The following is a 12,621-nucleotide window of genomic DNA, read 5'->3' as shown; positions in this document are numbered from 1 at the left end:
GCCTCCTTTACTGTCTAAATATGATCTCGCGGTAGACGTTCACGAGGAACGTGTAGATCTGCTGCATCATGCTGAAGACAAGCGTTCCAAGAAACACGATGATAAGCATCACGATGACGCTGAGGAACATCGTCAGAACGGTCTTGCCCGCCGAGTATTGATGGATCGTCATGGATCCGACGAAGAGCAGCCCGATGAACCAGATCGTCGCGACCATGGTGAGGAGATAATAGAACACGGTCTCCTCCTGAACCATGAACCGGCTTGCAAGCGTCATCGGCGGGTTAATCAGCACCATCGGAATGAGCGCATAGGCGCTGGCGAGCACGATTTCCTTGAACTTTCCCTCCCCGCCCATCAGCGTGGTCACCGACCAATTTGACACGCACCATAGAAAGAACGGGAGCACGATATACAGCAGCTCATCGAAGCTGTTGAGCCTCCGGGGATCGTTGAAGTTTACGAGGAACCCGGCATACTGCCGCTGCACGATGCTCGCGATGACGACAAGGGCCAGCACGGAGAACGCCACGCCGAGTCGTCCGCGGTTCTCATACTTCAGATCCCAGTATCCGTCAAAGGGATGAACGATCAAATGCAGAGGGAATTTAAAATACTCCTGCCTCATGCCTCCTTCACCCTCCTCTTGTTTCGATGTCGAACCGTCCGATATACGGCATACAGCAGCACGGCGCCTGTCGCTGCCGACAAGAAGGTGCCGAAATGCTCCTTCATTACTTCACGGCGGTATCGTTTGAAGGCGACGGAGTAATTTTTGCGGTCCATCCCCATCTCGAAGTAATGCAGGGCTTCCTTGTTCTCCCCCTTCATAAGCTTCGCTTTCCCGATCCCGATGTACGCGATGTCGTAATTGGCGTTAAGCTGGAGCACCCGCTCCCAATAAGCCTGCGCTTCCACATCGTCCCCGCGGTAATGATGGCGAACCGCTTGATTGACGTTCTGTCCGAATGCCGTCGGCTCAAACACCACGATGCTTCCCTTGCCTCGATCGAGCACCAGCTGATGCTCCCCGAGCATTTCGACTGCCGCGGGCGTCTTGAATACTCCTAACTGGTTGCCGATTCCGCCATACACATAGAGCAAATTGCCCGTATCATCGTATGTGAAAATACGTCCCTGCGTGGAATCCAGCGCGCTGTACATCCCGTCGCCCAGCACCTTGATATCCACGAATTTCGACGGGCCGACGGCTCGCCGGTAGTAAATATCGCCGGCCACCGGGAAATAACCGAACCGCTTAAGCACATCTTCCCCTGAAGGATTCAGGCGCTTGATCGGCTCCTTCGATCCGACGTCGATGTTCGTGGCGTAGACGAATCCTTTACGGTCAATATCCAGATTGGAGAATTCCGTCGGTATAAACAGCCGCATCTGCGCTTTCTGCGCATCGGTCGAAATGAGCCTCCAGAAATAATCCCCGTAATCGCGCTTCACTTTGATCGTGCCGACATAGCCGAGGAACGTCCCATCCTCCTCGAATTGCATGATGCCTTCGTAAACCCCGCGGGCAACAACGAACACTCGGTTCGCCTGGTCCACGGTCACCTTCAGCGGAATAAATTGAAAGCCTTGCGGCAGAACGTCGGACTGCGGCTGCTCAATTACCCGGATCAGCTTGCCTTCAGCGCTTAGCACCACGATCCGCTGGTTATCCGTATCCGCAACATAAATCTGTTCCTTATCGTCCGTAAAAATGCCGGATGGATTCGCGAAGGTCTCCTCCTTCCCTTCCCGGATGAAGGAATCGATCACGCGGACCACCTTCCAGCTGTCGTCCAGGCAGACGATCCGCCCGTTGCCGCTGTCCAGCACATAAACATGGCCGGAGCCGGACACGTGCATATCGCCGGGATCCGCGAATTCGCCGATCCCAAGCTCCGTTCCCGTAACCGAGCGAACCGGAAGATACGGTGCCGGAGCCGGCGTTGCTTCCTCCCAATAATTGTAGTTATAGCTCTCGTATGGAGCGCTGGCGGCGGCTGTTCCCGGAATCAGGACGGTCAGCAGGGAGACCGCCGCAAGCGAAATGAGCCATCGTTTCGCTGACATGTTATCCCCCCTAATCCTTCATCCCGGAGGTAGCCATCGTCTCGATAATCCGGCTCTGCGAGAACAGGAAGAGCACGATCGGCACGCTCATCAGGATGACCGCCACGGCGGCGCCTGCGCCGGCCCGGGAAATGCCGCCGAGAATAATCTGATTGGACGCGTAATGCAGCGTCTTCAGCTGCTCGCTGTAAATGAAGCCGTTGCCGTCGGTCCCCCACAAAATTTGAAAAAGCAGGATAATGAGCGTCAGCCAGGCAGGCTTCACGTTCGGCATGACGATCGACCAGAATATCCGGTACTCGCTGGCCCCGTCGATCTTCGCGGCTTCCAGCAGGGCATCGGGAATCTGCTCCATAAACTGCTTCATTAGATACAGGCCGAGCGAATAAGCGAATGCCGGAATAATGACCGCCCAATACGTATCGATCATGCCAAGCCACGACAGAATCATGTAGTTCGGCGTCGCCGTCACCACCGGCGTGAACATGAGGGACAGTACGACGACCTGAAACAGAAACGTCTTCCCGGGGAATCGATGCTTCGCGAGCGGATAAGCCGCAGCCGAGGCCAGAATGACATGCCCGACGATGCCGATCCCGGTGATGAACACGGTATTGAAGATATATCGGGAGAAAGGCACCCACGATTGTCCGAGCAGATTGATCAGATCGGAGAAGTTGTTCCATGTCGGGTTGCGGACAAACAGCGTGGGCGGGAACATGAAGATCTCGTCCAGCGGCTTGAACGCATTGTTGATCGCGTACACGAGCGGCAGCGCCATGAAGGCGCCGAACACCGCCAAGAGCGCAAACAGGGAGAAGGTGCCCATGAAAGAACGGTTTACCCGCTTCCTGCGCCGCTTGAGCGATAGGCTTAGAAGGCGGCCGCTTCGTTTCTTCGGCAGTTCATATACAGCTTTCACGAGTGCTACTCACCTACCTTGCGCAGCAGTTTTTGAACGATCAGATTGGTGCCGACCATCAGGATGAACAGCACCGTGGCAATCGCGGAAGCAAACCCCATCTCGAACCGGGTCGTGCCGAAATCGATCAGATGCGTGACGATCGTCTCCGCCGCATAGTTCACGCTCGGGAATCCGGCAAGCGCAATGGAGACGTCGGCGACGGCAAAAGAGGTCGTAAGCTGAATCACCGCGCCGAACATTAGCTGCGGCCGCATCGACGGCAGCGTAATATACCACAGCTCCTGCCACCGGTTGCGGACCCCGTCAACCGCGCCGGCCTCGTACAAGGTCTTGTCAACGGTTTGCAGGCCGGCAATGAAGGCCAGGAATCCGGTTCCCAGGCTTAGCCACAGCTGCACGAGAATGATGATCGGCATGATGAAGGCTTCCGTCTTCAGCCATTGAATCGGCTCCAGGATGATCCCGAGCTTGATCAGCATCCCGTTCATGATGCCGTAGCGGTCTCCCGAGAAAATCATAAGCCAGATGAAGTAGACGTTCCCCGAGATGGAAGGCGCATAGAAGATCAGCGTCATGAAGGCCCGCATCCTCGGTCCGAGCTCATTGATGACCCAAGCGAACAGGAAGCATGCCAAATAGCTGATCGGCCCGGTGATCGCAGCGAATAGAAGCGTATTTTTAAGTGCGATCAGAAAAATATCGTCTTCGAGAAACAGCCGTGTGTAATTATCCCATCCGACGAACCGCGGAAACTCCAGCATGTTAAAGTACGTGAAGCTGAGGATCATGGAAATGACGACCGGAAGCACGGTAAACAACGTAAACAGGATCATGTATGGTGCAAGCAAAATATACGAATGCTTGCTGGCCTTGATTTCCGCCAGCTTCCGGCTCCGCCAGGTTTGCGGCTTGACGGGGCGAACCGCGGCGGGCATCGCCGTCTCAGGGTCTTGAAGCCCGGCATTATGCATTTTGGATTCCCCCCTATCCCTCCGGCACGCCGAATTCTTCTTGCTTGGTTCGAATTTCATCATGAATATACTGAACAGAATCCATCAGAGCCTCCCGCGGCTCGACACCGCTGATCACCGCACGGTAGAACGCGTTGAACAGATGTCTTCCCGTGGAGTAGCCTCCCGGCACCTCCGGAATTCCCCGAACCCATTCAAACTGGGCTTTTAAATTTTCATAATCGGCCACGGGCCAAGGCAGGCTGTCCAGCGCCTTGATATTTGCTGTCGGATAACGCGCGGCGGCCCCCATCAATCCTTCCATCTCCCGCCCGAAGTTCGTCTGCGTCATGTCGCTGGTCCACCATTTGAGGAATTCCCAGGCGGCCTCCTTATCCTTCGCATCTTCGAGCATCAGGACTGCGCTGCCTCCGCTCGGTACGGTCCGGTCAATCGTTCCATCCTCTCGTACGGTTCCGGGAATCGGGGCAAATCCCCATACGCCGCGAATCTCCGGTGCAAAGACGGACAGCTGATTATACGTCGTGTAATCGGAAATGCCGATCGGCATCTGACCGGTACGGAAGCGGTTCGCAAAATCATACTCCCGCTCAAGCTTGTAGTCGGTGTAGTACTCGGTCCATCGCTTAAAGGCTTCGAGCGCGGGTTTCGAATCCAGATCCGACTCCCGGTCATGGTTGCGGTAGAACTGTCCCCCCGATTGCATGAGCAGGGCCGCAAACATGGAGTTTGGCGGCAGCGTGGTCCACTGGTCGGGCGCCTGCGCAACGACGGGAAGCCCGAACTGCATATGGTTCTTGTTCAGCACGGCCAGCATGCTTGCCACTTCGTCCCACGTTTCCGGCACCTCCAGCCCAAGCTCCTCGAGCACATCCTTCCGGTAGAACATCATGTTGAACGTCTGCGTCTCCGGCAGGGCGTATACGCCCCCGCGGTATTGATACGGTACCAGCGCGCTGTCCCGGAACCGGCCCGCAACGGCATCGAAATCTGCAAACTGCGTCAGATCCGCCGCCGAATTGCGCATCGCGAAGTTCACCGGCAGGTCGTTGCCGATTTGCATGGCAACATCCGGTCCTTGACCGGACAGCGTTGCGGGCAGGAGCGTACCCATGTTGACCAGCTTCAGATTGACGCTGATCCCTGTCTCGGGCGTAAAGGTCTCGTCAATCATGGCCTTTACCGTATTCGCCTGATCCCGGCCGCTGCCGATCCATACGGTAATCGAATGCTGATTCTTCCCATCCGTCACATTGCCGATGTTGTTGTAATCGATGAAGAAGGAGCTGGCAAAGGTATTCAGCTCGTGCTTTACTTTATCTCCTGCCCCCATTCCGCTCTTCGGCAGCTTGACGTCAGGAGAAGCGACATATAAGGCATCGAGCTCAAGCGGCTGCTCCCTGGCCTGCTGCAGCCATGTACCGAGGCCTCCGGTGTTGGTCTTGTATGCCTCCAGCCGGCGCGGAATCGTGTCGGGCTTGGCAATCATCTCATCGAGCTGCAGCACCATGGTCTTCAGCAGCGCCTCCTGATCGCCGGACTGTCCCGACAGCTCTACCAAACGGGCGGCGATCGCTTTCAATCTGTCGCTTTCAAACTGCAAAGTCTCAATCAGCTCAGGAATGCGCTGCTCCACCCGATAATCCCGGAACTCATCCGGATTGGTGCCGGTGATCATTAAAATTTTGCGGTACATCGCATTCAGATTCAGCAAGCTGTCCTCCACTTCGTGAATCAGCGGAGCGAATTCGCCGAGGCTCACTTCAAGGCGCAGCACATGCTTCCCGCGCGTCAAGTGGAACAGGTACGGCTCCTCGCCGCCAAGCACATCCATTCGGTACCCGTTCTTGAAGCGGAACGGAATACGATTCATCTCGTCAAATGGCACTTTCCCGTCAATCGTCAGCTTCCGCGTGGAATATATCCCTCTTACGAAATTTTGCTGGGATTTGAAGGCGATTTTGTACAGCCCCGTTTCCGGCACGTCCAGCTCCCACTCGATCCACTGACCCGGCAGTCGCCAGTTAAAGCCGCCGATCGTATTGATCCGTACCTCGGATGCGCTGTACGGGCGCACGCTCGGACTTGCACGCTCGCTCAGCGGATACAGCGTCGGGGAGGATTTGGCCGTTGACGCTTCCGCTTGGATCTCAAGCAGGATTCCCTCGGTTTGCGGTGTTCCCTCGGCTTCGTATTTGGCTCTCGCTTCGGAGTAAGGAAGCGGTTCCGGCTGCTGAAGCAGCCTCAGCTCCCGGATCACCATCGGCTCCCTGGCGGCGGTAAGCGAGATCGTATGCTCGCCCTCCGTGAAGTAGAATAGAAACGGCTCGGTTTCATAGCCGTCCGCATCTTTCAATACCGCCTCGATCCACGCGGGGTGCTCTATTTGCCTTGGCCTAAGGTCATTGCCCTGATTGTCCCGGTCCACACTGTCTTTCGCATTGCCCCAAATCCGGTCGAACTGTAAATAAGCGGCTTCCTGAAAAGGAATGCTGCCATCGATCCGAAGCGAGCGCTCGATCGAGGAGCTTTTTCCCTCTACTGGGTAATACAGCACGGACAGATTGTATAGTCCCTCTTCCTGCACTCGGAGCTTCCACTCCACCTCGCCCTTCTCGCCGGTGTAGAGCGATGTGCCGGGCCTGCCTTCATAATGGTCGAGCTTCCGGAATTCTCCGCCTTCTGCACGGCTGTACTCGGAAGCGGGGATGATGATTTCTTGTCCCGGTCGACCGCTACCTTCATATTTCGACAAATACTGAACGTAGGGCATCGCTTTGCCGGCCTGAGCACCGGTCTGTATCAAAGAGGCCGGACGTTCAAGCTTCCATTCCGCCGGAGCACCGATCAGCATTTCGCCGGGATCATCCTTGCCCCGGTTGAAGAACAGCATCAGGGCCGCGACGATCAACAAAAGGATCAGGAGTCTGCCCATCCATTTTTTCAGCTGCAATTGGCGTGTCAATGTTCATCCCCCTTATCAGGAGAAGGGAGGCTTAGGCTGCCGCTCTTCGCCCCCCGTCCATCCGTCTTATTTGCCCATTTTGTCGACGGCGGCCTGCGCCTGCTGCTTGTATTTTTCAGCCGTCGCCGTCACGGATTGGTTGTTTACGATAATGTCCTCGATGAATGCACCCGTCGGATAATCCGTATACGCTTCGTCAACCGTAATTACGCCGGTTCCCGCAATATGCTCGCGGATCATGTCGATATCTTCCTGATTGGTGTAAATGCCCTCCAGGTAGTCCTGTCCCGGATATTCCTCCGTCGATTGGATGTCGAACGTTTCTTCATAGATTTGATAGACGATGGCCGGATCTTCGACGCCCTTCGGAATGAACTTCGCGGAAGCGGCCGTATTCGCGTAGGTCGCCTCCGGCGAGCCTTGCGGTCCGTTCGGAATCGGTACGATGCCGACTTCGAAGGTCACGTCGCCCAGCATCCATTCCGCAGCCGGGAACATGGCGACATCTCCGTCCTTGAACGTGTTCGTTTCTTCCCAGTTCGTCTTGTTGCCGCTCTTCACCTTGACCACCTTCTCGACGTTATAGAGACGGTTAACGAATTCGGCGGCCTCCAGCGTTTTCGGATCGGACAAGCCTTCTTTGCCGTTCGCATCGTCGACGATTTTCCCGCCGTTGGCTGCGGTGAAATGCTTCACGGCGTCGATTGCCCAGCCCGAGAAGCCCCACACGTCCGTCTTGCCGTCATTGTTCGTATCCTTCGTTGCCTGTTTGGCAATCTCCATGAACTTATCCCAGTTCCATTCGCCCTTGGCATGCAGCTCCTGAAGATCCGGAAGACCGTGCTTCTTGAACAGCTCGCGGTTATAATGCAGCCCAAGCCCGAGGGAGATCGGGTTGTCGAACCCGTATTCGCCGCCGCCGATGGCAGGGTATTTCATCTGCAGATTCGCCTCATTGTTTATGTTGTTCTGATCGGTCGTAAACTCGCTGATCGGCAGGAGCTGACCTTTCATGATCGCAGGCAAAGCCGACTTGTACTCCAGCTGCACGATATCGGCAAACGGCTCGCCGGCCAGCACGCTCGTCGTAAACTTGTTCATATATTCCTCGAAGGGCACGTTAACGAACTCGATTTTGACATTGTACTTCTTCTCGACCTCGGCGATCTTCTCTAGGCGCGCCTTCTCGTCGGCCGTATTGCCCGCCGGCGTCAGGTCCCACCAGGCGGCAACCTTGATCACTCGGCCGCCCAGGTCAACCGGCTCGGCCGCCGGCTGTGCCGGCTCTTCTTCCTTCGGCGTTTCGCTTCCCGCCTGTTCCGCAGCCGGTGCGGGCTCGGTCTTGGGAGCTTCCGTCTGGGCGCCGCCTCCGCCGCTGCAGGCAGTGATGACAAACATCAAGCAGATAAGCAATAAAGAAAGCCCTTTCATTTTTCTCACTTTAAAAACCTCCCTTATTTGTAAAAGCACGATTTAACTTGATGTCGTTCCCGGATGCGATGGTTTTGGATAAACGGAACATCTTGAACCTCGGTATGCCCCCTCCATTCCGTTATCTATGTTTGCCAAAAAATATAACATCAGTTTTTCTAGTCGTCAATATTTATTATTTTTTAAATAACAACAAACCTAATATTTTTCGATTATAATCCATTCTAGTTATTAATAATCAACTCATTTTGTATGTTGAAATATGTCGTCATCGCCTTAAAACCCCTTTAAACACAAGGAATCGACATCTTTTCCGCCTACTTGATTTCCCACCATCCATTCCCCTAAAATGTTATTTGTTTGTTATGAATATAAAAAGGCCCCGATGCTTCAATCCGCATCGGAGCCATGCGTATACACCCCATGGAGCTATAATCTAATCGGTCTCTCCCCGGGAAGGCTGCTGAAGATCCCTGACGATGACGTCAGCCTGGATCAGGATCCTCTCGTAACCGGAATCCGGGTTCGTAATCCGCCACAACAATTGATCTACAGCCCTCATTCCGAGCAATTCCTTGTCGATATTGACCGTAGCCAGAATGGGCAGCTGATCATAAGTATTGTCGAATCCGGTGAATTGTACATCCCCCGGAACCTCGATTCCTCGCTGCTTCAAAATATCCATCGCAAACATTGCCGTGATGTCGTTATTGCATACGAACACCTCCGGCAGCTCTTGACCTGCTAAAGCCTTGCTCAACGTTGCTGCCAGATCCTGGTCAATCTCGGGACTGATCAGCTCGGGGATTTGACGATGCTCGATTTTGTAATCGGCCAGCACGGATGTGAACCCAAGATACCGCTCATAAAAACTCGGCGCATCGCTTATGTTGCCAATGAACTGGTACTTCTTGTATCCCCGGCTCACCAGCTTGGTCATCATTTGCCGCATGCCGTACAAATTGTCGGTGAACACCGTATCCGACTGAAATGCCGGGTCCATATGATCCACCATAACGACGGGAATGTTCAATTTTTTGATATCCATCAAATTTTGCGTCGACACGGAGCCTACGGTGACAATCCCGAGCAGGCCCTGCGGGTTCAACAGCGAGAACATATGGTCATTAGACGGCTCGGTCAGTGTCAGAATGTCAAGGCCCCGTTGATTTAAACGGGTAGAGATCCCGTCGAAGACAGGCCCCCAGTACAGAGACTCCCGATTTTGGTACCGCACGTTAGGGAAGAGGACGAGAACAGCCCCTGCCCATTTACGGTTTTCCGGATCCTGAAGCTCGGAACGACCGGCCGTATGTCCGGGCTGATCCTTGAAATACCCCAGCTGCCCGGCAGCCTTCAGTATCATTTCCCTTGTCTGCGGGCTGACGCCCGACTTGCCGGATAGCGCACGGGACACCGCAAATTTGGACACGCCCGTAAAATCCGCAATTTCTTGAATGGTTACTTTTGATTTCATCGTATCAACCTACTTAAGCATATTTGTAGAACCGTACCAACCCATGTGTGTTATGCGTGTTATTTGTGTTAGTTTTTGTTAGGTTACATTCATAATACTATTCGAGAAATGCTTGCAAGTCAAAGTATATCCTGCATTTTCTTGTTTTCATTTTCATAAAAAATATGACTTGGGACGTATGAGGGGGGAGGACTAAAGGCCATCACCAGCATTCATCCGGCCCCATGAATGAACGTGTGGTTTCGCCTATAAGCGGCCCTTTTGATAAATCGATAAAAAATAAAATAAAGCCGCTCCGGAAGGACTGTCTAACAGTCTCGCCGGAAGCGGCTATACGTTTACTATAGAATGATCATGTTTCGACGCTTGTTATTCTTTAATCAGCAGCGGCTCCCAAGTAAAGCCCTCACCCGTAATTTCGGCACGGAGCTTCGAAATTCGGCTCAGCGTCTCTTCCCGCTGAGCTTCCAAGGATTTCACCGAATCCGCATACAGCTCGCCGAGCTTCTTCTCCGTGCCGCTTGCCATAGCCGTAATCTGCTGCTTCAGAGCTGCGTTGCTCTTGGACAGGGCAGCAGTCTGTGTCTTAAACAGCTTGCTGTACTGGCTCTTGGCGGCTGACTTGCTGATCTGTCCTTTTTTATACTTCCATATCGGGCTATTCAGATAATGCGCGTTGGAGCCGTTTTTCAGCTTCCACATCGGACTATTCAAATAATTTTCATTGACATTTTTCGACATTTTCCATGCCGCGCTGTTCAAATAGGTCGGAGTAATCGTTTTTTTGTAGGTCCACATCATGCTGTTCAGATAAGTATCGCTCATTTCCTTATCCAGCTTCCACAATGTGCTGCTCATATAATGTCGTTTCGCCTCCGAGACATACTTCCACATCGAACTTCTCATCGAGGTGGGATTGATCTCCCGGGCATACTCACGAAGCTTATCCTGGATATCCCGATTTCCCTCATACTTCGCCTTTAACTGCTCGAGATCCGCCTCCAGCTTCTCGTTCCATAGCTTCTGATCGTCCAGCAGCGTCTTTTCCAATTGATCCAAGGACGCATGGGAAGCATCATAGAACTGCTTATATTGCTTATCAATTTGCTTTTGGTAATTGTTATAAGCATTTACGGTTTTCTTATTGTACGCTTTGTAATCATTCCATACCTGATTAATCCATTTCTGGTCCGCCGCATGCGCCGTCAGCGGCATCATGCTGGAGACTGCAAGCAAAAGGCCGCAGACCATGAGCAGCCATTTCCGCATGAATCTCATCACAATCGCCTCTTTTCCTAATATATACCAAAGGCTATTGTACCTTAATCGAAAGTTGCCTTCCAATAGGCATGACGACCCACTGACTTTCAGACTAGGATGCATGGAAACCGCTTTCTCGGACAAGGACATATCGAGCTGTCTATTTTCCTCATCAGGACACAGCTTCTCCCTTTCGTTCGGCACGGTCTTCCCTTCATTTAAGATCCCATCATCCCGATCCTTCGTCCTATGGTCCTTTAGTAATGAATCGGAAGCAAGCTAGTTACAACTAACCATCTTTGATTAGCAGCAGCCTGAATCGCTTGACCGGTCGAAAAATAGGCCTATACAATGGAATCTGTAGCAATTTAGCAAATAATGATGGAGGTTGACAGATGTTGAAGTTACGGGCATTATGTGTGCCAATACTCCTGGTTGTTTCGTTAATCGCTGGTGCTGGCAGCGCTTTCGCAGGAGTAACCTTCCGTGATATCGATAACCACTGGGCGAAAACGACCATTGAGTGGGGCGTCAATAAGGGCATTGTGAACGGGTATGCGAACGGCATGTTCATGCCGAACCAAAACGTAACCGAAGCGGAGTTTATCCGGATGCTCGTCGTCGGCATTACGGGAAAAGATCTGCAGGAGACCTATTTAACCGAGCTGTGGTCGGATAAATACTATAATTATCTGCACTTTAAGAACTATCCGGTGCATGGCTTTGCTGACAAAAGCCTGCGAGGCAAATACATAACGCGCGCCCATGTGGCCGAGCTGATCGCAAGCGCCGACGGCGTCAATTATTCAGGCAATCAGGCCATTCAATACGTTCTGGGGAAAAAGTACGCCCAAGGCCGGATTAAAGGAGAAAATACGATTGAGGGATATGTCGGCAGCGGTACGATTACCCGTGCGGAGGTTCTGCAGCTGATTCGTAATTTGTCGGAACGCGGCATGTCCAATCTATATGACCGGCCGGCTGCACCAAGCGCCGAAGCGATGCTTCCCGCGCTCCCGACGCCTTGGGATCTGTTCCGCGATGAAATGTATCTCGTCATTCGCCAAAAAGTATTCGGAAACTACAGCGGTTACCGAATCTATGATGACGGCCAGAACAAAATCGTCATGACCAGTACGAAACAAAGCGGAGAGACGGACTATGCCGTATCCGTGCAGTTCGAGCCTCAAATTATGGGCTTCAGCGGTATCGAGCTGTCGAGTGCAGCCGACAAGACCCAGCGCAGCATGCTGCTTGACCTGCTTCGCCTATACGGCTTCGAGGCGGATTCACCCTTCCTGGCCAAGGTGGATGCAGCCGAGAAAAATAAAAAGGCGCTTGAGCTGAAAGTCAGCGGCAAGACTCTGGTCATCGATCCGCTCGTCGCGAGCCCGGCCGGTCATGTGCTTATTTATTACAAATGGTGGGACGGGTCGCGTGCGTAAAGCACCTTCTGTCTAACTTGATTCCCAATTGATATGAAAAACGAACGAAGACCCCTTGGCTTACCGCCAGGGGGTCT

9 protein-coding genes are annotated in these 12,621 nt (G+C 53.3%); 1 reads left to right on the top strand and 8 read right to left on the bottom strand.

Features of this window, described 5'->3' with window-relative positions; genetic code table 11:
* Positions 1-7: 7 nt before the first annotated feature.
* The 8 genes from J2Z18_RS23110 to J2Z18_RS23075 form a co-directional block, all read right to left on the bottom strand.
* Positions 8-628 (bottom strand): Yip1 family protein, encoded by a 621-nt coding sequence (locus J2Z18_RS23110; RefSeq protein ID WP_007131556.1) that lies wholly within the window; start codon positions 626-628, stop codon positions 8-10.
* Entirely contained in the window at positions 625-2,070 is a 1,446-nt protein-coding gene (locus tag J2Z18_RS23105; RefSeq protein ID WP_007131555.1) for an NHL repeat-containing protein, read from the bottom strand. The genes J2Z18_RS23110 and J2Z18_RS23105 overlap by 4 nt, the downstream gene beginning before the upstream one ends.
* A gap of 10 nt (positions 2,071-2,080) precedes the next feature.
* Positions 2,081-2,992 carry a carbohydrate ABC transporter permease gene (locus tag J2Z18_RS23100; RefSeq protein ID WP_007131554.1) on the bottom strand — a complete coding sequence of 304 codons (912 nt, stop codon included), beginning with the start codon at positions 2,990-2,992 and terminating at the stop codon, positions 2,081-2,083.
* Between the two features lie 5 nt (positions 2,993-2,997).
* Positions 2,998-3,966, bottom strand: coding sequence for a carbohydrate ABC transporter permease (locus tag J2Z18_RS23095; protein ID WP_007131553.1), 969 nt, complete (start codon positions 3,964-3,966; stop codon positions 2,998-3,000).
* 13 nt (positions 3,967-3,979) lie between these two features.
* The gene (locus tag J2Z18_RS23090) at positions 3,980-6,931 is read right to left on the bottom strand and encodes an extracellular solute-binding protein (protein ID WP_007131552.1); all 2,952 of its coding nucleotides are present in this window, start codon (positions 6,929-6,931) and stop codon (positions 3,980-3,982) included.
* Between the two features lie 66 nt (positions 6,932-6,997).
* Positions 6,998-8,371: an ABC transporter substrate-binding protein gene (locus J2Z18_RS23085; RefSeq protein WP_007131551.1), complete on the bottom strand. Its 1,374-nt coding sequence runs from the start codon at positions 8,369-8,371 to the stop codon at positions 6,998-7,000.
* 427 nt (positions 8,372-8,798) lie between these two features.
* Positions 8,799-9,839 (bottom strand): LacI family DNA-binding transcriptional regulator, encoded by a 1,041-nt coding sequence (locus J2Z18_RS23080; RefSeq protein ID WP_007131550.1) that lies wholly within the window; start codon positions 9,837-9,839, stop codon positions 8,799-8,801.
* 369 nt (positions 9,840-10,208) lie between these two features.
* The gene (locus J2Z18_RS23075; RefSeq protein WP_028405814.1) at positions 10,209-11,117 is read right to left on the bottom strand and encodes a hypothetical protein; all 909 of its coding nucleotides are present in this window, start codon (positions 11,115-11,117) and stop codon (positions 10,209-10,211) included.
* A gap of 377 nt (positions 11,118-11,494) precedes the next feature.
* On the opposite strand from J2Z18_RS23075, the gene J2Z18_RS23070 reads away from it, so the two are divergent.
* Entirely contained in the window at positions 11,495-12,544 is a 1,050-nt protein-coding gene (locus J2Z18_RS23070) for an S-layer homology domain-containing protein (RefSeq protein ID WP_210095431.1), read from the top strand.
* Positions 12,545-12,621 lie beyond the last annotated feature (77 nt).

It is taken from the genome of Paenibacillus lactis (assembly GCF_017873605.1).
Taxonomy (GTDB): domain Bacteria; phylum Bacillota; class Bacilli; order Paenibacillales; family Paenibacillaceae; genus Paenibacillus_AQ; species Paenibacillus_AQ lactis.
The sequence above is the reverse complement of the archived record's forward strand: the minus strand, read 5'-3'. Positions and strand labels throughout refer to the sequence as shown.

Coding starts and splice junctions, on each gene's coding strand:
- J2Z18_RS23110 (WP_007131556.1), bottom strand. CDS start 628: ATGAGGCAGGAGTATTTTAAATTCCCTCTGCATTTGATCGTTCATCCC.
- J2Z18_RS23105 (WP_007131555.1), bottom strand. CDS start 2,070: ATGTCAGCGAAACGATGGCTCATTTCGCTTGCGGCGGTCTCCCTGCTG.
- J2Z18_RS23095 (WP_007131553.1), bottom strand. CDS start 3,966: ATGCATAATGCCGGGCTTCAAGACCCTGAGACGGCGATGCCCGCCGCG.
- J2Z18_RS23080 (WP_007131550.1), bottom strand. CDS start 9,839: ATGAAATCAAAAGTAACCATTCAAGAAATTGCGGATTTTACGGGCGTG.
- J2Z18_RS23075 (WP_028405814.1), bottom strand. CDS start 11,117: ATGAGATTCATGCGGAAATGGCTGCTCATGGTCTGCGGCCTTTTGCTT.
- J2Z18_RS23070 (WP_210095431.1), top strand. CDS start 11,495: ATGTTGAAGTTACGGGCATTATGTGTGCCAATACTCCTGGTTGTTTCG.